The 23,881-nt window shown below is 37.2% G+C and carries 21 protein-coding genes; 8 read left to right on the plus strand and 13 right to left on the minus strand.

Features of this window, described 5'->3' with window-relative positions; translation table 11 throughout:
- Positions 1 to 39 precede the first annotated feature (39 nt).
- The 4 genes from qoxB (at position 40) to GJU32_RS10065 (ending at position 3,995) form a co-directional block, all read left to right on the plus strand.
- The gene (gene qoxB / locus GJU32_RS10050) at positions 40 to 1,983 is read left to right on the plus strand and encodes a cytochrome aa3 quinol oxidase subunit I (RefSeq protein WP_155591804.1); all 1,944 of its coding nucleotides are present in this window, start codon (positions 40 to 42) and stop codon (positions 1,981 to 1,983) included.
- Between the two features lies 1 nt (position 1,984).
- Entirely contained in the window at positions 1,985 to 2,584 is a 600-nt protein-coding gene (gene qoxC / locus GJU32_RS10055; RefSeq protein WP_155591805.1) for a cytochrome aa3 quinol oxidase subunit III, read from the plus strand.
- Positions 2,584 to 2,868: a cytochrome aa3 quinol oxidase subunit IV gene (gene qoxD / locus GJU32_RS10060; RefSeq protein ID WP_155591806.1), complete on the plus strand. Its 285-nt coding sequence runs from the start codon at positions 2,584 to 2,586 to the stop codon at positions 2,866 to 2,868. The genes qoxC and qoxD overlap by 1 nt, the downstream gene beginning before the upstream one ends.
- A gap of 269 nt (positions 2,869 to 3,137) precedes the next feature.
- Entirely contained in the window at positions 3,138 to 3,995 is an 858-nt protein-coding gene (locus GJU32_RS10065) for a DUF6612 family protein (RefSeq protein WP_155591807.1), read from the plus strand.
- Positions 3,996 to 4,048: 53 nt separating this feature from the next.
- Here GJU32_RS10065 and GJU32_RS10070 read toward each other — a convergent pair whose 3' ends face one another.
- From GJU32_RS10070 to GJU32_RS10095, 7 genes are all read right to left on the minus strand, one after another.
- Positions 4,049 to 4,468, minus strand: a complete 420-nt coding sequence (locus tag GJU32_RS10070; RefSeq protein WP_155591808.1) for a universal stress protein — start codon at positions 4,466 to 4,468, stop codon at positions 4,049 to 4,051.
- Positions 4,469 to 4,518: 50 nt separating this feature from the next.
- Complete coding sequence (locus GJU32_RS10075) at positions 4,519 to 5,589, minus strand: PQQ-dependent sugar dehydrogenase (RefSeq protein WP_155591809.1); 1,071 nt, start codon at positions 5,587 to 5,589, stop codon at positions 4,519 to 4,521.
- A gap of 67 nt (positions 5,590 to 5,656) precedes the next feature.
- Complete coding sequence (locus GJU32_RS23145) at positions 5,657 to 5,821, minus strand: hypothetical protein (RefSeq protein WP_196426645.1); 165 nt, start codon at positions 5,819 to 5,821, stop codon at positions 5,657 to 5,659.
- 152 nt (positions 5,822 to 5,973) lie between these two features.
- On the minus strand, positions 5,974 to 6,390 hold the full coding sequence (locus GJU32_RS10080; RefSeq protein ID WP_155591810.1) for a YugN family protein: 417 nt from the start codon (positions 6,388 to 6,390) through the stop codon (positions 5,974 to 5,976).
- A gap of 132 nt (positions 6,391 to 6,522) precedes the next feature.
- The gene (locus tag GJU32_RS10085) at positions 6,523 to 7,476 is read right to left on the minus strand and encodes an alpha/beta hydrolase (RefSeq protein ID WP_155591811.1); all 954 of its coding nucleotides are present in this window, start codon (positions 7,474 to 7,476) and stop codon (positions 6,523 to 6,525) included.
- Between the two features lie 31 nt (positions 7,477 to 7,507).
- Positions 7,508 to 8,239 (minus strand): SDR family NAD(P)-dependent oxidoreductase, encoded by a 732-nt coding sequence (locus GJU32_RS10090; protein WP_155591812.1) that lies wholly within the window; start codon positions 8,237 to 8,239, stop codon positions 7,508 to 7,510.
- 20 nt (positions 8,240 to 8,259) lie between these two features.
- A complete protein-coding gene (locus GJU32_RS10095; protein WP_155591813.1) occupies positions 8,260 to 9,885 on the minus strand; it encodes a flavin-containing monooxygenase in 1,626 nt (541 codons plus the stop codon).
- A 145-nt stretch (positions 9,886 to 10,030) separates the two neighbouring features.
- Here GJU32_RS10095 and GJU32_RS10100 point away from each other — a divergent pair, with 145 nt between their 5' ends.
- Positions 10,031 to 10,726 (plus strand): response regulator transcription factor, encoded by a 696-nt coding sequence (locus GJU32_RS10100; RefSeq protein WP_155591814.1) that lies wholly within the window; start codon positions 10,031 to 10,033, stop codon positions 10,724 to 10,726.
- A gap of 239 nt (positions 10,727 to 10,965) precedes the next feature.
- Here the strand turns inward: GJU32_RS10100 and GJU32_RS10105 are convergent, their stop codons facing one another.
- From GJU32_RS10105 to GJU32_RS10120, 4 genes are all read right to left on the minus strand, one after another.
- Positions 10,966 to 11,427 (minus strand): SAM-dependent methyltransferase, encoded by a 462-nt coding sequence (locus GJU32_RS10105; protein WP_155591815.1) that lies wholly within the window; start codon positions 11,425 to 11,427, stop codon positions 10,966 to 10,968.
- 88 nt (positions 11,428 to 11,515) lie between these two features.
- Positions 11,516 to 12,706 (minus strand): Ger(x)C family spore germination protein, encoded by a 1,191-nt coding sequence (locus tag GJU32_RS10110; protein ID WP_155591816.1) that lies wholly within the window; start codon positions 12,704 to 12,706, stop codon positions 11,516 to 11,518.
- Positions 12,703 to 13,800: a spore germination protein gene (locus tag GJU32_RS10115; RefSeq protein WP_155591817.1), complete on the minus strand. Its 1,098-nt coding sequence runs from the start codon at positions 13,798 to 13,800 to the stop codon at positions 12,703 to 12,705. The genes GJU32_RS10110 and GJU32_RS10115 overlap by 4 nt, the downstream gene beginning before the upstream one ends.
- 21 nt (positions 13,801 to 13,821) lie before the next feature.
- On the minus strand, positions 13,822 to 15,489 hold the full coding sequence (locus GJU32_RS10120) for a spore germination protein (RefSeq protein WP_155591818.1): 1,668 nt from the start codon (positions 15,487 to 15,489) through the stop codon (positions 13,822 to 13,824).
- A 460-nt stretch (positions 15,490 to 15,949) separates the two neighbouring features.
- Here GJU32_RS10120 and GJU32_RS10125 point away from each other — a divergent pair, with 460 nt between their 5' ends.
- Positions 15,950 to 16,954 (plus strand): nucleoid-associated protein, encoded by a 1,005-nt coding sequence (locus GJU32_RS10125; RefSeq protein ID WP_155591819.1) that lies wholly within the window; start codon positions 15,950 to 15,952, stop codon positions 16,952 to 16,954.
- Positions 16,955 to 17,164: 210 nt separating this feature from the next.
- Here GJU32_RS10125 and GJU32_RS10130 read toward each other — a convergent pair whose 3' ends face one another.
- On the minus strand, positions 17,165 to 19,177 hold the full coding sequence (locus GJU32_RS10130; RefSeq protein WP_155591820.1) for a helix-turn-helix domain-containing protein: 2,013 nt from the start codon (positions 19,175 to 19,177) through the stop codon (positions 17,165 to 17,167).
- Between the two features lie 137 nt (positions 19,178 to 19,314).
- Between GJU32_RS10130 and GJU32_RS10135 the strand changes: the two genes are divergently transcribed.
- Together GJU32_RS10135 and GJU32_RS10140 are read left to right on the plus strand one after the other, a co-directional pair.
- A complete protein-coding gene (locus tag GJU32_RS10135) occupies positions 19,315 to 20,556 on the plus strand; it encodes an MFS transporter (RefSeq protein WP_155591821.1) in 1,242 nt (413 codons plus the stop codon).
- A gap of 13 nt (positions 20,557 to 20,569) precedes the next feature.
- Positions 20,570 to 22,015: a M20 family metallopeptidase gene (locus GJU32_RS10140; protein ID WP_155591822.1), complete on the plus strand. Its 1,446-nt coding sequence runs from the start codon at positions 20,570 to 20,572 to the stop codon at positions 22,013 to 22,015.
- A 91-nt stretch (positions 22,016 to 22,106) separates the two neighbouring features.
- Here GJU32_RS10140 and GJU32_RS23365 read toward each other — a convergent pair whose 3' ends face one another.
- Positions 22,107 to 23,648 carry a xanthine permease gene (locus GJU32_RS23365; protein ID WP_230875004.1) on the minus strand — a complete coding sequence of 514 codons (1,542 nt, stop codon included), beginning with the start codon at positions 23,646 to 23,648 and terminating at the stop codon, positions 22,107 to 22,109.
- Positions 23,649 to 23,881 lie beyond the last annotated feature (233 nt).

Raw genomic sequence — 23,881 nt, forward strand, 5'->3', positions numbered from 1 at the left:
TATTTACATTAATTTTTAATTCTGAAAGGAGCGCATCCAATGAGTATGGAAGAAATATTCCATCCAATGCAAGAACCGATGATTTTAGCGGCAGCTATTAGTATCGTAGTTGGTGCAGTGGTTATCGTAGCAGGCCTTACTTATTTCAAAAAATGGGGCTATTTCTACAAAAACTGGCTATCAACTGTTGACCATAAAAAAATCGGGATTATGTATATCGCTGTAGCATTATTAATGCTATTCCGCGGTGGTATCGATGCACTATTAATGCGTGCACAAACAGCCGTTCCAGATAACGGACTTCTTGATGCACAACATTATAATGAAATTTTCACAACACACGGTTTAATAATGATTCTATTTATGGCAATGCCATTTGTTATCGGTTTAATGAACATTGTTATCCCACTACAAATCGGAGCACGTGACGTTGCTTTCCCACGTCTGAACGCTGTCAGCTTTTGGCTATTTGCAGCAGGTGCTGGTTTATTAAACTTATCATTCATTATCGGTGGTTCACCAGATGCTGGTTGGACAGCCTACTTCCCTCTTGCAGGTACGGAATTTAGTCCGACTGTAGGGAACAACTATTATTCTTTAGCTCTTCAATTATCAGGTATTGGTACATTAATGACAGGTGTTAACTTCATTACGACGATCATTAAAATGCGTGCACCTGGTATGACATTAATGAAAATGCCAATGTTTTCTTGGTCGATTTTAATTACAAACGTTATTATCGTATTCGCGTTCCCAGTATTAACTGTAGCGCTTGCCCTAATGATGTTAGACCGTCAATTCGGCACAAAATTCTTTGCGATGCAAGACGGTGGTATGGATATGCTTTGGGCCAACCTATTCTGGGTTTGGGGACATCCTGAGGTTTATATCGTTATCCTGCCTGCTTTCGGTATTTTCTCAGAAATCATTGCAACATTTGCACGTAAAAACTTATACGGTTACAAATCAATGGTTATGAGTATGGTTGTCATTTCCTTACTATCATTCGTAGTATGGGCCCACCACTTCTATACGATGGGTCACGGTGTAATGGTAAACAGTGTATTCTCTATTACAACAATGGCAATCGCTGTTCCTACTGGGGTTAAAATCTTTAACTGGTTACTAACCATGAGGCACGGGAAAATACAATTTACAACCCCGATGCTTTACGCACTTGGCTTTATTCCTATCTTCACAATTGGTGGGGTTACAGGGGTTATGCTCGCAATGGCAAGTGCCGACTATCAATATCATAATACGATGTTCCTAGTTGCCCACTTCCACTACGTATTAATTCCAGGTACAGTATTTGGTGTACTTGCAGGTTACCACTACTGGTGGCCAAAAATGTTCGGTTTCCGTTTAAATGAAAAATTAGGGAAAGCCGCTTTCTGGTTAATTGCAATCTGCTTCAACGTAACGTTCTTCCCATTATTCATTTTAGGTCTAGATGGTTACGCACGTCGTATGTACACTTATTCTGAATCTACTGGCTACGGTCCATTGAACATGTTATCGTTCATCGGTGCATTAGGTCTTGCAGTCGGCTTTGCATTAATCGTCTATAACATTTACTACAGCTGGAAACATATGCCTCGTAATGAAAAGGCAGATGTATGGGATGGTCGTACACTTGAATGGGCTACTCATTCTCCAGTACCAGAATACAACTTTGCAGTAGTTCCAACTGTTACTCGTTTAGATGAGTTTTGGTTCGCGAAAAAAGAAGGTCGCGATATTACAGCAGGTACTATTGAAAAAATACACATGCCGAATAATACTGGCACGCCATTCTGGATGAGTGGATTCTTCTTCCTTGCAGCATTCTTCGCTGTATTCAATCTGTGGATTCCAGCCATCATTAGTATGCTTGGTGTATTTGGCTTTATGATCCATCGTTCATTTGAAAAAGATCATGGTCGTTACATTTCAGTTGAGGAAGTTATGGCAACTGAGAAAAGCTTGAGAGGTGATAAATAATATGAAAATCGATTCTTCACTTCCATTAGAATATAGTACAGAGGAAAATCGCCTTAAAATCTTTGGTTTTTGGATTTTCCTCGGCGCCGAAATCGTGTTATTTGCCACGTTATTTACAGTGTACTTCACACTTCATACACGTACAGGTAATGGCCCTAATGGCGCTGAAATTTTCGAATTAACTCCAGTTCTGTGGGAAACATTCTTATTATTAACAAGTAGTTTCACAATTGGACTTGGTGTTCATGCAATGCGTATTGGTCGTAAAAAAGCAATGATGACATTCTTCATCATTACGCTTTTACTAGGCCTTGGCTTCTTAGCTATTGAGATTGATGAATTTGTCACATATGTTCACGAAGGTGCGACGATTCAAACAAGCGCATTCTTATCGTCATTAATGACTTTACTTGGAACGCACGGTGCCCACGTAACATTTGGTTTCTTCTGGGGCGTAGCTATTTTAATCCAAGTGGCTAAACGTGGTTTAAATCCACAAACAGCGAACAAAGCGTTTATCTTCTCATTGTACTGGCATTTCCTAGACGTTGTTTGGATTTTCATCTTCAGCTTCGTCTACTTGAAAGGACTGATTAGCTGATGAAGGAATTATTCCCAAAACAACATGTCATGGGCTTCGGCTTCTCATTATTACTGACACTTGTCGCTTTAGCCGTAGTAGCATTTGATATGAGTTATAAATTGGCTTTCGCTATTTTACTCGTAACTGCCCTTGCACAAGCAACTGTACAATTAGTATTATTCATGCACATTGGTGAATCTGAAGATAAGAAAACGTTATATACAACGATTTTATATTCAGTATTCGTAGGTGTTGTAACGATCATTGGTACATTGTTCGCCATGATCTGGGGTTATAATTAATCCATTACGTTTCAGCGTAATGGCGTCCAGTTTTTTCAATCCAACTTGAAAAGACTGAACAAAGATAAACAATGTAGCTGTCCTAACCTATCGTCCTTGAACGATGAGTTGGTGACAGCTATTTTTTTGCACTTTTTTTTAGTAATTTTCTCATTTTCTACTCACCACTATAGAAAAAATGTTATTTTTTTAAAAACAATGAAACTTTTCCTTTTTTAGGGCGTATATTAGTAGATAGTGTTTTTTACCAAGAATAGGAGATGAAAGTAATGAAGAAAATTTTTAAAGTATTAGCAGTTGGAACACTCGCATTGACACTTGCGGCTTGTAACTCAAGTGCTACACCTACGAAAGACACAACTAAAACAAGCAAACTCACTTTAGAACAAGTGTATGACAAAGCGGTGGACCGCCAGGCTGACATTAAAAGTGCAAGTGCCAATATGGACATGACACAGGTGACAAAGGTTGGATCTGGTGAAGAGGCTATGGAATTTTCTATCAACTCTAAAATGGAAATGGACATCCTAGTTGACCCACTTGCGATGCATTTATCAGGGTCTATGACAATGCCAGATATGATGAGTGAAGGCGAAGAAACAACGGACATGCCAATTGAAATGTATATGAAAAAAGACGCTGGCCTTTTCATGAAAGATATGACAACTGATAGCTGGTTAAAGCTTCCTGATGAAAACTTTGATGCAATTTTAGATCAAACTGCTGCTTCTGCAGACGCTAAGGAACAGCTAGAACAACTAAAAAAATTCATTGGTGATTTTTCATTCGAACAAACTGATGATGAATATGTCCTTACATTAGAGGCAAAAGGCGATAAATTTAAAGAGCTAATTGATTCTGAAATTACTAAATCAATGCAGGATATGGGGCTAGAGGAAAACCCACTAGATCAGTTACAAATTGAAAAGATTAATTATGTACTACACATCGATAAAGAGACTTTCGATACGAACAAAATGGATATGAATTTTGATTTAAAAATGGCGGTAGAAGGTGACGAATTGTTAATGAATACAAAATCAGTCGTTACGTATACTGATTTCAACCACCTAAAAACGATTGATATTCCTCAAAACATTATTGATAACGCTCAAACAATAGAATAATAAAAAAAACCTGCTTGTCTTCTTCGCACAAGCGGGTTCTTTCTTGTAAAAAACTAACGAACAATTAATACATCACATGGAGCATAACGTACAACTTTTTCAGCAACAGACCCTAACATCATTTTCTCCATTCGATTTAACCCTGTTGCACCACAGACGATTAAATCCACATCAGGTAATTGCGTTAAAATCCCTTTTGGTGAACCTGTTTCTACCACCGATTTTACCTCTTTGACACCTGTTTTTAACGCATCTTTTTCTAATTTTTCCATTTTAAGAACGTTTTCCTTCTTCAATTCCTCCGCATATTTTAAGTCATATGCAGAAACCGCTCCAAAAGATTTTGTATCAATCACATTCACTAATTGCAAAATTGCACTGTGTTGCATTGCTAATTGACTCGCTCTGTCTAATGCTTTCAGTGATTGTTCTGAGAAATCAATTGCTACTGCGATTTTAAGATAGTTAACCATGTTAGTCCTCCCCATTCATCATGCGATTCCATGTATTCACAAATATTATATCACAATGGTGTTCGATATAGTTTATCGTCCTGTGGCTGCGGATTTCCTCTGCCATCTGTATTATTGCTTATAAAATAAAGAAATGCATCATCTACAAATATATCTCGAATTCTCCCAAATTCTGATAGTATCTTCTTTTGTTTATCCTTTTTTAAATCAAATACTAACACTGCTGTACCTCTTAGTGATGCAACATATAGATGATCATCAGCAAAAGCAATGCCGGATGGTGCCCATGTATTAGAAGCACCAGATGTATAGAGAGGTGTTATCATACCCTGTTGTTTCTCAGTTCCTTCAATAATCGGCCATCCATAATTCTTCCCCTTTTCAATCATATTAATCTCGTCATTTGCCGCATTACCATGCTCACTTGCATACATTGTACCATCCATACTCCACGTCAACCCTTGTGGATTTCGATGTCCATAGCTATATACATAAGATTGGGGAAAAGGATTATCATTCGGTATCGAGCCATCCAAATTGATGCGCAAAATTTTCCCTTCTTGTACATCCAAACGCTGAGCCAAAGAAGGTTGTGTCGCATCCCCTACAGTAGCATACAGTTTACCATCAGGACCAATTTTCAAACGACCGCCGTGATGATATGTACCACTCTTTATTTGATCAATAATAAGTTCTGTTTCTAGCCACTTATTATCACTCAACTTTAATGTAACTATTCGATTAAATTGTTCAGTTCCTTCTACATACGTATAGTAAGCAAAAGCAACATTTGTTTCAGCGAACTTAGGTGTTAATACAAAACCCAACAAACCAGCTTCTGGCGCTGTTGAAAGCTCCTTCTTTAAGATAACCTGTTGCCTTTCAACTGTTCCCTCCGCAATCTTCACAATATTTCCTGGCCTTTCTGCTATATAAAAATCGGTTCCGTTTTTTTGAATAGACCACGGTGTTTGCAATTGATCTGCTATTATTTCAACAGCTGTATTTCTAGTTGATTTAGAGCGGGTTTTCTCATTTTCCGACCTTTCATTATCATTAGATGACGTGCACGCAACAAACAAAACCAATATTAGCAGTAAACATGGCATCACACGTTTCATTGTTAAACACCCTTTCCATTTTGAAAATGTTTGGCTACGAGTTGTAAAAAATAGAAAAAGACGCCTCCTAGACGCCTTTTTTACCTATTTTTATACTTTCAAAAATGATTATTTCACCGAATTCTTTTGTTTTCTCTAGCATTTCAAGATATGCTTCTTTTCGATTGATGAGTCGTTCTTGTTGCAATTTTTGATAGGAATGTTGAAAATCATCTATAGCTATTTTGTCCATAAACTCACCTCTTATAGTAGTATATGTTATTACTATTATAATGTTGGAAAATTCTTACGACAATTCTATTTCTATTTTTGATTACAAGTCCCCAAAGACAAAAAGGATAAAAGGCATATTAATTCTTTTAATAACTATTCAAATTTATCTAGCTAATGAATGAAAAATGGTAGTACTTTTTCTTCCACAGCTTGTTCACCTGCTTGAATCCATCTACTTTTATCATGTATATACCCATCTTTATCAAGTGGTGTTTGGAATTGGCTAGCTCCCGTTGCGTCTAGTAAGGATCCCTCATCATAATCTAAACCAATATTCTCAACATGCTTAATAACAAACGGTTTTTCAAAACGAATATTAGCATCTTCATTATCTAGTTCCCCTGATGTTACGATAAAGGGTACGCGTAAATAAATGGTTTCTCCTGCCTCTTTCCATAATACCGAGTCGAAACTTCCTTTATAATACTCCCAATTCCCTCCAATAGTAAAACCTCTACTGGCAATTTTATCTCGTAAATAGCCGAAACCAATCTCTTTTCCAACAATTTTCGAATCAAATGGTAACAATTTGCATTCTCCTCCTTTCACTCCATAAAAGTCTAACCTAAAATGTGGAATTACAAACTAGAACTAAGAATGATCCATATAAAAAATCCCGAAACCTTGATTTAACAAAGCTTCGAGACTTTCGTAAGTTTTTTATAAAGGAACTGATATATTTCGATTTAATACATATTTAGCTGCTTCTACATATTCTGTGGTAGCTCTTTGACTTACTAGGGCTGCTGGAACAATACTTTCAAAGCCATGATAGCATCCAGGGTACAAATGAAATTCGACATCTACACCAGCCTGACATAGCTTCGTCACATATTGTAACGTCTCATCACGGAATGGATCAAGTTGACCAACGCATGTATACGTAAATGGTAAACCTGATAGGTCATCTGCTCTAGCTGCGGCAGCATATTGAGAAACATTGTCGCTACCGTTTTCTCCATTCAAATACATTTCCCAGCCCTTTTGATTGAGAGCATGATTCCAAATCATATGTCCTGTAATTTCTAATGAAGATGCCGTATTATTTCGATCATCTATCATTGGATATAAGGGCATTTGGAAGCTAATCTTTGGATAATCGCGATCACGAGCGAGTAATGCGAGAGCAGCTGTTAGCCCCCCACCAGCACTTGCCCCAGCGATACCTAAACGCTGCCGATCAATCCCTAGTTCGTCAGCATGGTCTGATACCCACTTTAACGCTGCATAACAGTCTTCAAGTGGTGCCGGATAAGGATGTTCAGGTGCAAGTCTGTAATCTACAGATACAACAACACACTTCGCTTCATTGACAAAGCGCTGACAAAGTAAATCATCACCTTCTGGAGCACCTAAGACATAGCCGCCGCCATGAATCCATAGCAGTCCTGGATAAATCTCATTTTGCTCTTTTGGCTTATAAAGTCTAATACGTAGGGAATCGTTGTCAGTAGGCCCTTGTATCATTTTATCCTCAACTGAGATATGCTCATCTATTGATGCTGGTACGGCAACGGCCGCCATCCCTTCTCTTGTAGCTTGCACATTGTCTAAATCTAAAGGCGGGAAAAAAGCTAACGTTTCTTTTAGTTCTGGGTCAATACGATGTTCCATAAAATCTCTTCCTCTCTTATTTAAATGATCTTTACGATGTTAAACCTCCATCAATTGTTACGACAGCACCATTAACATAAGAAGATTCTCGCGCTATTAAGAAAGCGATTACATTTGCAATTTCAGTAGCATCTGCTAATCTTCTTAGTGGTCCATTTTCCTCTGGACTGGACTCTAATCCCTTTGTCATATTGGTCATTACTCCACCTGGACAAATAGCATTTACTCGTATACCGCTAGGACCATATTCAATCGCGGCCGTTTTAGTTAGACCAATAACACCATGCTTACTAGCCGCATAGCCCCCTAAATATGGTTGTCCTTGTATACCAGCCGCTGAAGAAGTATTCACAATGACACCTGAATGTTGTTGCTCCATTTCTTTTAACACATACTTTAAGCCCAAAAATGCCCCTTTAAGATTAACCGAGATTACTCTATCGAACGTCTCCTCATCTAAATCTCCTAGTAATGATGGTGGGCTTAACACACCTGCATTATTGATGAAAGCATCAATTTTACCAAATGTTTCTTTTGCTGCCTTCACATACTTCCTTACATCTTGGCTTTTAGAAACATCTGCATGGACAAAAATGGCCTGTTGTTGATGCTCCTTTACGGCCTTTAGAGTGTCTTGTCCATTTTTTTCATCAAAATCTACTAATACTAATGCCTTGTCCATTGTTGCAAGAAGTTTAGCAGTCTCTCTACCAATACCGTTACCTGCACCTGTGATAATCACCACTTGTCGTTCCATTCTCATATATGCTCCTCTCTCTTAAACTATGATATTGATTTTAGTTTCATTAACTTAAAGCCTTCATAATTGTTTTGAGCAACTTCATTACAGCGCTTTGTGTAGTAATCAAATCCACCCAGATAAATTAAGAAGCTACGAGGTTTTCCAGCAATATTTGCTCCCGTATACCATGAATCACCTTTGACATACAATGTTCCGTTTGCAATCTCTCGACAATGCTTGCTCCACGCTTCCTCTGCTTCTATTTTTGTTTCCATAACATCAATGTCATGCTTACGCAAATAGTCGATGCATTGTGCAATCCATTCTACATGCTGCTCAATAGCAATTGGCATATTCACCAGAACAGATGGGCTTTCTGGACCTGTAATCATAAATAAATTTGGAAAACCTGCCGTTGTTAGTCCGAGATAGGTTTGAACAGATGCGCCATCTTCCCATTTATCCTTTAATGTCACGCCATCCTTCCCCTGAATATCAATTTTAAACAATGGGCCCGTCATGCCATCATAGCCAGTCGCAAATATGATGATATCTAAATCGAAATGTTTATCGATTGTCTGAATACCTGTTTCTGTTATTTTTTTGATTGGTGATTCTTTAACATCGACTAATAAAACATTCTCTCTGTTATATGTTTCAAAATAATCGCTATCTAAAACCTGTCTTTTCGTGCCATACATATACGTTGGACATAGCTTTTCTGCTATAGCTGGGTTTTTCACAATTTGTTTTATTTTGGAGCGGATAAATTCTGCCGCTTGTTCATTCGATTGTTCATTCGTTAATAAATCATGATACGTGGTCGAGAAGGCAAAACCACCTTGTGTCCAAGCATTTTCAAAAACCTCTTGTCTTGTAACATCACTATCTTCCATGGCGGATTGATGATTTTGTGCAAAGGGTGTCCCCGAAACAGAGTTTCGCATTGCTTGCTTTAGCATTTCGAAATTTTGCTTCGTTTCTTTTATAAAGCCATCATCATATGGATGATTACGTGCGGGAATGGTATACTGGGGCGTTCGTTGAAATACAGTTAAATGTTTTGCTACTTTCGCAATCACAGGTATGGCTTGAATGCCACTGGAGCCAGTTCCAATGATCCCCACTCGTTTCCCCGTAAAATCAACTTGCTCATGTGGCCAATGCCCAGTATGATACCATTTTCCATTAAACTGTTGTAACCCTTCAATCTTAGGAATATTGGCAGCAGAAAGACAGCCTATTCCTGTAATAAAATACTTTGCTAGAACTTGCTGTCCATCGTTTAGATCAATGAGCCATTTATTCAGTTCCTCATCAAAATGAGCAGCATTGACACGTGTGTTAAATTGGATATCCTCTCGCAATTGAAAACGATCTGCCACATAATTTAAATACTGTAAGATTTCTTTTTGTTCAGGAAATCTAGATGTCCATGTCCATTCTTCATATAATTCTTTTGAGAAAGTATAATTGTAATAGATACTTTCAATATCGCATCTAGCACCAGGATAACGATTCCAATACCAAACACCGCCTACACCATCTCCAGCCTCGTATACAACGGTGGAAAAACCCTTACTCCTCAACTGATGTAGCATATACAAGCCTGCAAACCCAGCGCCTAGGACAACTGCATCTACCTCTTTAATTGTTTGACTACTCATCCGCTGTTCCCCCTTATCCCAGTAATTTACCAAATTCAAATGTAAGAAAATATTGGATTTCCTTAACTTAAATGCTACAACTTACAGAAAATATTGAATATTCCTTATTTTAAGCGTAGTATATACTTAAAAAAGGGGATAGGTCATGTCCAATCTTTATACCATTCAAAAACGTTTCGACACGGTACAAAATTATGCCAATCATGAAGAGTTGTTGATCCACATTTTGCAGGTATATTTAGATTCTTTTCCTATCAAGGATGCCTATTTATTGAGGTATTCTCCAATAGGTTTTGTAGCTGAAGGAATTATTTTTTTAAATGAATCTGGTGGTAGTCATATCGGTGAAATTCGTGAGGAGATCCGTAGTTTCCCTATTATTTATTCTGCTATTGTCGATAAAAAAGCTAAGTTTTGCACAGGGATGGATTATTTAAAAAATATTAGTATTAAGTATTCTATTCCCTCCCAAAATAATTCATTTTTAATCGTTCCCATTTTCATAGGTCAATATGTTTTTGGTTATATTTGTAGTACTCAATTGGAAGAGGAAATCGATATAAGCGAAAAGCTTTTAGGTGACTTGACGACCTTTGGAAACGTCATTGGTCAGCTTATCATTCAAGCAAGAAGCTGTAAAAAAGAGGGCTTACTTAGCAAACGTGAGCTAGAGGTGATGCGACAGGTAGCGCTAGGAGAAAGCACGAAGGAAATTGCAGGTTTTATGAATTTAAGTGAATTAACCATTACTCAATATGTCAAATCAGCTATTAAAAAATTGCATGCCAAAAATCGCTCCCATGCTATTAGCATTTTATATCAAGAGGGAATCATTCAATAAAAATAAGGGGAGCACTCTTCTCTACTCCCCTAGCTTTCTAGCTGAACGCATCTATCGCATAATACAGCATCCCTTCGAAATCCTCTAATGACTTAGCTAGTTTGTTATTAGTTCAAGATTCGGATAGACGCGATATTGTCAGGATAAACAGCAGCTAATTCAATCGTCTAGAAAGCGTTTTTTAATAAGGCAGAAGCCACTTCAAATGCCCTTTTAAAATACGGTAACGTTCTAGCTGGTTATGCCCAGTACGACTTCATTAAATCTGTTGACCATGCTGGCTGTTTAACATCGCTTTTTGGTAAAAACTCGTTCATAACAGGCTTAATGTCTATAATGGGTGTCCCATCGATGGCATCCAACCCTTTTACGATTAAAGTTCGATGTTTTACCTCTAACAATTCTACAATCGTGTTTCCTAATTTATTTGGTCTATTTTTACCTCTTTGTGCAAAAATACCTACCTCTGGATAGTCCTTATTATTTCTAGGATGTCTTGCTTCATATTGGATTTGAGCGTCTGAAACTTTATCAAAATAAAAAATAATTTCTAAATGAGAAAAATCTTCTATTCCTTTTAAGGACGCTTCATGCATATAGTCAGTGAGTTCAATTGTTGATAAAATCTCTCCCCAATTATCATCTTTTATCACGTTCCGGCTGTTGCTAACTGTAGCGATGGGGTGAATCATATATTGCATTCCTGCCATCCTCCTTCTTTTCCAATTGTCAATTCAATCTTAAATACCATTATATACTAATATGCAAAAAAAAAGATGATTAACCAAGTTAATCACCTGACGTTCCATAATCCTTGATAGTTACATCAACTTCACATGTAATCGGAACCTCACTAAATGTTTGATCCCAATCTTTTTTTATTTTTTGCCATACTTTTGGATAGTGAATTCTTAATTTAGTGCCAAAGCCCGAAACATCCGTTTGAAATTCATGTTGAGTTTTTTCTAATGTATTTTTTACTAACCGTTCAATTTCTTTTTCAAACACTTTCTCTGCTTTTTTTAAAAAACGATTGTCAGATGCTTTATCTAATAGGACCCAATGTTCAGCAATCCTTCCTTCCGATTGAATTTTTACGGTAAAAGATATTTGATCTCCATCTACATGTGGAACAATTTTACTTTTCATCGAAATGATTTCATATACAATAGGTGATCCTGACTGCTCATCAAAACCTTTGACTAGACCACCTTTTCCATCGCCTGTTATCCATGCATTTCCTTCTAAGTCGCCTTCATTTAAAAACCCTCGTAACTTTTTGGTTTTACCATCAATTACAGCTGCTCCTGCAAACTTTACTTCCCCATCCTCAGCTGTCACATTTTGCAATAAAAAACTTGAGTTTGAATACAGCTTTCCTTCTAACTTGGCAATGGTCATCGGGGGTAAAATTTTAGTAGTCCTTTCATGCCCCTCCATCATTTCTACTAATTGAAAAGCTGGGATTTTTGTTGGTTCATTTGTTTCAAGTGCCTGACTTGCTCGATTTTGAGCAATGAGGAGAAGTCCACTCGGTCGTATTTCCAATTCCCTTAGAAAAAAATCTAACGATTGTTTTAAATTGATGGTACTGGCTAGTTCTTCTCCAATAATAATCACTTTGGAATGTTCGGCAAAGGAACGTTTATCAATCTTTAAAAGCATATTTCGTAAAGTTGGCAATACAGCATCACTTGTTTCAGATACATTTTTATAAGCTTTTTCTGGTAAAGATCCTTCCTTCGTTCCAGAAACAGTTGTCTCTGAAGTAATAAGTTGATTGGTAATCGTAAGTAGATCCCTGTTTGCATATCTAGCATCTTGTTGCTCTTCAGAAGACACATCACCTGTTTCTAAATCCAATGATGTACCTACAATGAGACCTAAATCTTCAATCTCTTTACTACTCCAGCATCCAGTAAGAGGTAAGGATACAAGAATTAGTAGAAAAAATCGTACATACCGATGTTTTCGCTTCATGTTTTATCTCCCTTCAGCTTTGATATAAGTAGCAAGGCGACAGGTATAACACCGAATAAAATTAATGCTGCATGGCCAATCTTATCTCCAAATTTAAAAAGGTCATTAACATTTTTGGGCGTCATCGCAATAATGTAAATAATGGGTAACAAACCGTATAAGAACGGATGTATACTTTTCTTAAAAAGTTGAGCTAATCCTAGAACAGCTGCATAATAAGTAATCGTAAAAGTAGCAAATATTTGCATAATCCAGATAACAAGTAAAAATGACTCAAAGCGCTCAAAGATTAATCCAGGAATTTCAAAACTTCGCATCAGTTCGATCGTTGGCCATGTCCTTGTCATTACCCCTTCGATTGATAGTGCACCGATCACCATAACAACTGTGATGACATAAAAAAGTAAAGGGATCGTTATGCCCACTAGCACAACTTTTACGGCTTTTGATTTATCTGATGGGTACATAAATGCCACGAGGAGAAGCATAATTTCTGGACCTAAAAATGCCAATGTTGCTGTTTTTATTCCCTTTAACATGGGCATTACTCCTAATCCTAATACCGGTCGAAGATTATCAATTTCAAAAATTCCTAGGCTTAAAAAAGCAACTAACAAAAAAATGACAAAAGTAATCGGGAAGATGATTTCAAATAAACGAGCAATGGAATTGATTCCACCACTAATCAAGTAGAGTCCTACCCACAAAAAGGGGAGAATTATTGCCCATGTTGGGGTCCCTTCTAATAAAAAGAGAGAGGTTACTTCAGCCATAATACGAACTTCAAATGCGGAAATGGTAAAAAAATAGACAATTACACACGCACTAATCAACCATCCTAACCATTTCCCTATGATTTCTTGATTATATTGATAAAATGTTTTGTCAGGAAATTGTTGACTTAGCTTGACAATAATCACGCCCGCAATCATTGCAACGATTCCACCTAAAAAAACACTAATCCAAACATCTGGCGTTTTTACTTTTTCTACAGATGCACGAGGTAAGGTTAGAATCCCAGTTGCAAGAATATAGTTAATAATAATAACAACTGCTTGTGAAGTCGTTATTTTATCTTTTGAACTGCTGTTCATGACTGTTATTCCCCCTTCCTCTTAATCCCCTTTGCGGATAGTATCTTTTGGCTTTAACAATCGGGGACGATGTTTCATCATTTTTAACGGCATACGAACCATAAAATCTTTCCAATCACCTGCACGATACGGAACGGTTGGACTAACATATGGTACTCCGAAGCTCTTTAGCTTCACTAAATGACTGCAAAGAAACAAGAAAAACAGGATGATGCCATATAGGCCAAATAAAGCGGCCGAAAACATCGCTATAAATCGCAACATACGTAATGTGATGCCTGCATTATATTGAGGAATAGCGAAAGAAGAAATAGCCGTAAGTGCAACAACTATAACCATAATCGGACTAACAATTCCTGCCTGTACTGCTGCTTCTCCAATGACAAGTCCTCCAACAATCCCCATTGTCAGACCAATAGGCTTAGGCAAGCGAAGTCCTGCTTCTCGTAATATTTCAATGGCAACCTCCATGATTAGAGCTTCAATTAATGCAGGGAAAGGTACCCCTTGCCTTGTCCCCATCATTGACAACGCTAGTTTAGTTGGGATTAACCCCTGATGAAAAGACACAAAAGCAATATACAAGGAGGGTCCAAACAAAGTAATACCTGCAGCTAAATAACGAAGCAGACGAATAAGTGAACTTGGTAACCAACGTTCATAATAATCTTCCGGCGATTGTAATAGCATGTTAAAGGTAACTGGCACAATTAAAGCAAAGGGGGTTCCATCTAATATAATAGCGACCCGTCCTTCCATTAAGGCTGCGATAACACGATCAGGACGCTCGGTACTCTGTACTTGTGTAAAAGGACTAAGATAATTGTCCTCAATCAATTGCTCGATATAACCTGATTCAGCTACATCATCTAAATTTATTTTTTCAATACGTTTTTTAACCTCTTGTACTAAATTCGGCTCAACGATTTCATCTATATAGGCGATTACTAGCTCTTTTTTAGAACGCTCGCCCACTTCCATTTGTATAATAGATAAATGCTGGTTTTCACCATGTTGCCTCAATAAAGAAGTATTCACACTTAATTTTTCTGTGAAACCAACTCTTGGCCCACGCACCAATGCTTCAGAAATAGGCTCCTCAAGATTGCGGGTCTTACCATGTGCTGTACCAATGATAAATACACTTGTTATACCATCAACAATTAATACTGTTGCTCCTGTTAATACTCTCCCTACAGATTTCATTACATTCGATTCTTCTCTTAAATCACTGACTGGTAGTACTTCATTTTTAATTAATTGCTGTAATTCATAACCTTTTATGATAGTGGGATTTTCTGTATGGCAATTCATTAATGATGTCAAAATATGTTTGTCAATCAACTCTTTATCGCATAACCCTTTAAGAAAAACGATGGCCGCTCGATTGCCTGTATTCCCTATGTGAAATTCTCTAAAATGCACATCCCAGTTATGACCAATTTCTTTCCTCATTTGTGCAAGATCTACATTGTAGTTTCCTGTAAATTGCTCAAGCGTTTTTTGAATTGGCTTGTGCACCTTCTCACTTTGATTAGCTTGTTCTTTAATATCAATCTTGCCATTGTTCTTTTTTACAAGTAAAAAACCATTAAATAATTTGAAAATCAAAAATGGAATTAAAAATGCTAAAAAACCTTGCATAAAAACTTGCCAATGCGGCACGTAGGAAATCACCTTTTCCCACATTTTGATCACCCTCTTTAGTCAGACAATCAGACAGAGTATTTCTACATGTTTTTATCATTATCTAAGCAACAGCATTTTAAACTTCTAATCATCAATATTCTTTCCAGAACAGGACACATGACCTTCAAAAATAAAAACCAGCCTCACATATTATTTTGAGTACTGGCGTTTATAAATTGATGCGGTATTGGATGAATTTACTTCCTTTCCTAAGTAGTTTTCACTATCTATTCTTTTTTATATGGCTCTTGCTCAGAAATTGGTTTCGTGCGTCTCGCTTATCATTGCTTCCTATTATAGCTTTTAGTAGCCAACGCTAACATACAGTCGTCTTTAGCTGGAATCTCCATTTTCTTCAGCATCTCATTTAGTATTTTCCTCTTCAATGTTTATGCTAAATGCAATCTATGGAATAGGATATGGTATACTAGCTACTATGAAAAATTAGAAGGTGGAATTTATGCTAGAAGTCAGTGAAAGTAAATTAGCTCAATATAGTCTACATTATTTGAGCGAGACACTTATTTTAGGAGAAGAGGCGTTTACTCAGCCCGAGGTCATGCTAGAAGCAGCCTTTACACAACTTGCCTTTAGTAAAATAGATTTGGAGCAGCAATACCAATTTTTCCATGAAACAGATATTGCACTCAATGAGGTTTTTACGTATTCCAAGGCCATGTTCGAACAGGACAGTGACTTTTTACAACAATCACAAAATATGGCTAGGCACTTACATAGTGTGTCGCAGCACCCAAACATTAAAAGTGGGGAACTATTCATTGGCTTGTTTGAGAATTGTTTACTATTCGATGAGGCTAAAAAGGTTATCGCCATTGTCAAGATTGATGAAAAAGAAATATTTTTAGATGTGAAAAATGATCACAATCAAATGATTGTCAACGGCATTGATGGCATTAACGTAAAGAAAATTAATAATATGGCCATTATCATTGAGATGGGACCAGATCACCCTCCTGCCGTTTTTATGAAAACAAAACGAAAAGAGGATATCGTTTACTGGCAAGAACGATTTTTAAAAATTAAAGCAGCTGATGAACATTATCATAAAACAGATTTAGCACTTACTGAATGCAAAAAATATATTTTAAAAGAAGAAAATTATTCCAATACTGAGAAGCTAGGGCTTTTGAATAAAACATTGGATTACTTTAGAAATGAAGAGGAATTTCAAGTAAATCATTATATCGAAACTGTATTTGAGCAAGCTGACGCTACCCAAAAAGATATCATCATCAATTCAGTCAAACCGTATGAAACGGTTATTTCTGACAGTGCGATAGAAAAGGCCGAGAAGAAATATAAACGTAAAATTAAACTCGATTCCAATATAGAAATACAAGTAAATATTCAACATATCGATCAAATAGATGAACTGATTGAAGTTGGCTATGATGAAGCAACGAATCGAAAATTCTATAAAATCTATTTCCAGGATGAAATGTAAAAGAGGCATCACCCTGTTTTAGGGATGCCTCACTAGAATAATAAAAAGATAAACATCTTTGTGAATGCAATTGCAAAAATGAAGCTGATTTCCGTTCCAGGCTACTCGCTTGCTGCCAACGCTTTGTTTTGGCGCAGAACAAAGCGTTGGCAGAGTAGCATGTTAATTTCTGTCATTTCATTCGTAAAATTAGGGATGTCTCCTTTTTAATTAATTGACCATACCTCTTAAATAACAGGCAAGCTGAAGCTTTAATACATCTTCTGCATTTTGAAAAGAGACCGTTAATTTTTCTTCAATTTTTCTCAATCGCTGATACAATGTATTGACATGAATGTGTAATTGTTTAGCAGTCTCCCCTACAGAGCCATTTTGCGCTATATACATCATCAAGGTTTCTTCCAGAAGTTGCTGTTTTGTTTTTTCATTTCTTAATGGTTGAAACACCTCATTCACAAAACTTAGTAGCTCCTCCTGTGTCTGATGAATAAATAGTCGATTCACACCAATTTCCTGATAAGGCATGACGCCCCAACGCTGGCGAGTTATCAAAAACGAGAGTGCTTTATCCGCTTCATTATAACTTTTAGCTATATGGTCCAACCCCAAATATAACGAACCGATACCAATTTTCAACATATTGCTTTTTACTCTTTCCCAGCTCGTTTGCAATTGCTTCACAAGTTGTAGTAGCTCATTTACCATTCGCTTGAATTGACAAATAATAGTTATTTTGTTACCAAAGCCAAATACAATTGGGGCATGTTCTTGAAAATGCTTTTTAATTTCTCCAATCAAAAGATGTATTTGCATGTCCATTACTTGAATATCTGTACTAGATGATAATTGAATTAATACAACAGCATAATACGCATTGGACTGAATACCAAGTTCTTCACCCTTTTTCATAAGCTGTCCTTGATCCTTGCACATGATAAAATCATGAAATAGATCATGTGTTTTTTTATAAAAAGAATCCACAATTGTTTGTTTTCTTATCATTTCTAGTGCAATAATGGCACTTGCCTGTTCGATTATTAATTTGTGAATCGATTCAAGCCCATGTTCATTTACCTCGATAAGTAGTAAGCCAAGTATTTGACCCACCCCAATGATAGGTTGAATATAGCAATCCACCGATTTATTCTCTATTTCAAGTGTATAAAATGCTGGAGCATCTGTTAAAGGAAAGGAACGTAATAATTCGTCATTTTCTATCCAATGGCGTGGACTCGCGTAAATCGAGTTATCCATTAAATCCATTATGACAAGGCGTAAATTTAGTATATGTCTTATCTCATTGACAATGACTTGCATACCTTTATTTTGCAAGGAGAGCTTCATAAAGGTATCGTGAATCTGATCCCGTTGCAGCAACAATTCATTTTGATGTTTCAAATTCTGAAATAGCTTGGAATTTGTAAGAGCAATGGATACTTGATCGGAAAAACTTTCTAAAAGCTGTTTATCCTCTATTGTTAGAAGTGCGTTTTCTCCATTTTGATAAATAATGACCACACATAATGTTTGCTCTTCTACAGCAATCGGAACGGCAATAACTGATTGTAAATGTTCAAAGGTATAGGCTTTTAATAAATGACGTAGATTCTCTTCTGTCACAGAAGAAGAAGCTTTTAACACGTCTGTATACGAATTCAAAATCATTGATCGATTTTCCTTAAAGGTCTTCCCAATTATTCCTTCTCCGACTTTCATGCGCATATTTTTAATATCCTCACCAGGTCCCCCAGCCCACGCTTTCGGTACAAGTGCAGCTTCACTTTCTTCATACATCCAAAGTACGCCAAAATCTGCAGCCGGTATAACCGATAGTGCATTCTCCAAAATCTTTGTCAGCAAAATATGAATATCGTTTAGTACGGAAATTTCCCGTATACTTTCCATCATTTTTTCTCGAATAAATTGTTCTTTTTCTAGCATTAATTCCAAATAATAAGCATGTAGAAATGTTTCGATAGTTTGTTGTTCCGCGGTTGATAGCGCTCTATTAAGCCGTATCACCAGTAGACTTTTTTCATGGAATTGAAAGTAATATTCTTGAAAGTTTGCAGTTATCTTGTCATTAGAAGGAGGTCGATATTCTTCTATTCCTTGTGAAAAAACAAGGGATAAACGATCTTCATTGATATTTTTCCAAACCTGTAATTGTGAAAGATTGCAAAAATCAAATAGGAATTGTTTAAGTCTTTCTACTATACTCACGATGATTCACCTCACTTTATATGTATAAACATCTATATTTAATAATTTCATTATATGAAAACACACATTGTTAGAAAAGTCTAAATTTTTTATACTTTGCAATATAAGCAAATCCACTATTGCGAGGAGGAAAAACAATGACAGCAACAAAAGCGCAAAACACAAAATATATCGTTATTGCCATGTTGTTTTTAGGGTGGTCGTTAGGAAACTTTGATCGGTTCATTATAAACTTTGCCATTCTTGATATTTCTAAGGAATTACAATTAACTGAATCCTTAACAGGCATTGTTTTAAGTAGCTTTTTTGCAGGCTATGCTTTAATGCAAATTCCAGGTGGTTGGTTGGCAGATCGCTTTGGTTACCGCAAAGTCTTAATTTCAACTATTATAGTGTGGTCCATCTTTACCGTATTAACTGGAGCTGCCTGGTCATTTCTATCCATCGTTGTGATTCGATTTCTATTTGGCGTAGGTGAAGGAAGCTATTTCCCTGCCGCTTCAAAGGGCATTGCCAATTGGTTTCCTGTCGATGAACGCAGTAAAGCCATGTCCATTATGTTAACATCTGGCTCCATTATGGGCGTTATTGCACCAATTGTAGGAACGTACCTTATGTTAGCATTGGGCTGGAGAGATATTTTTTACATCGTAGGTGCAATCGGTATTGTTGTTGCGCTTATTTTCTTCTTCTTAGTGAAGGAAAAAAATGCACCTGCTACAAGTCAGGTACAAGCACCAACCTCAAAAGCTCCATTAAGAGACGTCTTAAAGACACCGATGATTTGGAAGTTGTTTATTGCCTATTTTAGTATTTACGCGGTGAATTGGGGCTTAACATCTTGGATGCCAACGTATTTATCTAAAGTAAGAGGATTAGATTTAACTGCTGTTGGCATCTATTCAGCCATTCCACCGTTTGTAGGCATCTTCGCGATGCTTTGTAGCGGCTATGTTTTAGATAAAATGCCACAAGGTCGAGATAAACTTGTCGCAGGTATTTTCGCCATCATTGCAGGTATTGCACTATTATTCATGGCAAATGCACCGAGCATGCTAGTATTTACGTTATGTCAGAGTGTTGTTACGGTCATGCTATCCTTTAATATTATTTTGATTACATCTGTTCCACTAAAAATTTTACCTGAGACAGTTGTAGGAACAGCCAATGGTTTTATTAATACAGGCGCTCAGTTTGCAGGCGTATTAACACCAATGCTAATCGGTTTTTTAGTGGAAGCTTTTGGTGGCTCTTATAGTCCCGCATTCGCCATGCTGATTGGCTTTACAATCGTGTGTGCCGTGTCATTATTTATGATTCGACCGAATAAAAATACAGTTGTGATGAATTCCCCTTCCATAAATGAAATCATTGACTAAGGAGTGAAAGATTATGAATTTAACTGACAAAATTGCAAACTATATCGATCAAAAAAGTAGTCTGTATAAAAATGTAAGTGATAGCATTTGGGGCTTTGCTGAAACGAGATTTGATGAGGTCCACTCTGCTGATTTATTATGTGAAACACTAGAAAATGAAGGATTTCAAGTTGAAAGAGGCGTTGCAAATCTCGAAACCGGTTTCATCGGAACTTTTGGAAGTGGAAAACCAGTGATTGCCATTCTTGGTGAATATGATGCACTCGCAGGATTAAGCCAGCAGGCAGGTAACCCGCACTTTAAACCTATCATTCCAAATGGCAATGGTCATGGCTGTGGTCATAACCTTTTAGGTGTCGGCGCACTGGCTGGCGCCATCTCTGCTAAACAGTACTTACAAGAAAATAACTTGACTGGAACGATCAAATATTTTGGTTGTCCAGCTGAAGAAAGCGGCTATGGCAAATCCTTTTTAGCACGAGATGGTTATTTTAAAGATGTAGATGTAGCCTTTTCATGGCACCCTGGAACAGTTAATGGCGTCATGCATGCTAGAGCAAATGCCGTCATTAACGCTACATTTAAATTCAAAGGGCGTAGTTCACATGCTGCTGCCTCCCCTCATTTAGGAAGAAGTGCATTAGATGCGCTAGAGTTAATGAATGTTGGTGTAAACTATTTACGAGAACATATCGTTGATGAAGCGAGGATTCACTATGCCGTAACCAATACAGGCGGACTTGCACCAAATGTTGTACAAGCAGAGGCTGAGGTGACTTATCTAATCCGCGCACCTAAACCAAACCAAGTTAAGGACTTATATCAACGTGTCCTCAACTGTGCAAAAGGTGCTGCTTTAATGACAGAAACAACTGTGGAAGAGCACATTGTTGGCTCTTGCCATAATTTAATTCCAAACAAAACGTTAGAAAAAGTGATGCATCAGCATATGCAGGATTTGGGTAGCGCTCGAATCACAGAGGATGACATTCATTTTGCAAAGGAAATTTATAGCACACTTTCCGAAGAAGAGAAAAATGTAGCTGCTGTACAGATAGGAAAAGAAACAGCTAAAAAGCTAGCTGATAAACCCATTATTGATTTCCTTGCACCTCTTCCAGAGGAACCATTTTTCATGGGTGGCTCAACAGATGTTGCTGATGTCAGTTGGAATGTCCCAACTGCACAGTGCTCGACAGCAACCTGGGCATTTGGGACACCATTCCATACATGGCAGGCTGTCGCACAAGGAAAAACAGCTTATGCACATGAGGCAACTTTGCTTGCTGGAAAGGCGATTGCTTGTACAGTAATCTCCGCACTGGAAAACCCAACATTGATTGAAAACGCGAAAGCAGAGCTAATGGAACGTCTTGATGGTGAAATATATGAAGCTTTAATTCCTAAAGACTTAGAGCCTCCTAAATCAACCAAAGCAATAGCTGGCATAATGGCATAAAAAATAAAAATAAGACTTTCTATTGTTTGATAGAAAGTCTTATTTTTATAGGCTTCTATATAATTAGACGTTTTTTTGATAGACGATGATGCTATTCTCCAAGCTTTTGCGTAGGATCTTTCCGATCAACAAAATATTTGTAGAGGAATAGACCCGCAACCATTAAATAAGCATAAACAAACTGCATCAGTTCAGGTTGAGCAATACCTACAGTAGGTGCATGAATAATGCCAAAGAATGATAGTAGTGCGGCAATAAAGGCAAATATGGCGGCACGTAGCGGCTTACCTAGTATGGCAAATATAGTAATTGAGCCCCAAATCAGACTACTTAGAGGTGCTCCATTCCCTAGATGAATAAGTCCGTTATAATAAACACCTTTACTTAACAGCGTATCTATTCCTACAGCAGCTGCCGATGTTTCTGCGGCAGAAAAAATATTATTAGCCATTGTTAAGGCCCAATTGGCAATCCAAGGGAATAAAGTAATAAAAATAACAGGTACTTCTAAACTAGGTGTTTCACGTACAACTTGATTAGCTGTAACAATCCCTACATAAACAAGAATTGGCACAATAGCTACAACTGGTATAATCGCTAGTAGTAATTCGCCTACCCCAAACATACAGATAATGAGCATTGTAAAACCGGAGGCAATCGTATAACCAATCCCTGCCCCCATCGCCTTCCAACCAGCATGTCCGATATAGACCGTAACAGGAAAAGGATTGCCAGAGAAAGCACCGATACTTGAGGCAATTCCATTCACTAGCATCACGTTGCGCGTATTATAGGGATCCCCTGCAGCATGTGCACTTTCAATATTTTCTAAATCAAAGATATAGTTTGCTAAACCTAAAGGAATTGCAGAGGCTAAATAAGGTAATGCATAAGGAATTGCTTGAAATAACCCGACAATATGTACCTCTGGCGGATTAAAGCCTAGATTGGAAAGAGCAGCCGTAATCGCCCCGGGGCTTTGTAAACCAAACACCCATGCTAAAACGGTGCCAGAAGCAAGTAATAAAAACCCTGTAGGTATTTTCTTAAAGATAGGTGATTTACCAAACCAATTGATAAAAATAATAACCAACACAACAAATGCGACAATTGGTGTTTCAAATGATTGCAGCATTGGATTCATAGCAAGCAACAGTAAACCAAGCCCTGATAAACAAGACAATAGAACGGTTCTAGGAATTAATTTACGTAATAAATCTCCTAAGAATGAGCCAATCACTAAAATCATTGCTTCAAAAAAACACCAAACTAATCCAATCTGGATCGCAAGGTTCGCATTTTCTGTTTCTCTAAATACTGGAATCAATACTAAAAAAGTAACTGTAAAAATAGATGGCGCGCTCGGTCCGGATGGTAAAGCTGTTACATCTGTTCTCCCTGTTTTTTTAGCCAATTGTTGAGCAAACCAAGTATAAGCTAAACTTGCTAGAAAAATGGCCAGCCCAAATGCAGGTACAATCCTCCCATAAACAAGATCGTTTGGAAAACCTACAACAAATAATAGCAGTGAGGCCATTGTTAACAAATTCGTTAAATTATTTGCTAGTAGACCAAAATAGCCTGCCCAGTCCCCTCGCTTCCAAAGCATTTCTTTAAATGACACTTGATTCATGTTTCTTCTCCCCTTATCTATAAGTTGATAACACCTTGAGGAACTATAAAACCAAACCCTTTCCCTATATTGAAGGGAATAATGTGTACATCTTAATTACCATGTTCTATTCAAGTACACAGAAAGCGCTTTCATAAAATCATTCTAAAATTTTCTTTTATAACCGTCATTGTCTATATAAACCAAAATTTGTTCCTAGCTGTTGTGCAGTTTGTACTGCAAATAATGGCTAT

Origin of the sequence: Lysinibacillus cavernae, assembly GCF_009724685.1 — a bacterium.
GTDB lineage: Bacteria > Bacillota > Bacilli > Bacillales_A > Planococcaceae > Lysinibacillus > Lysinibacillus cavernae.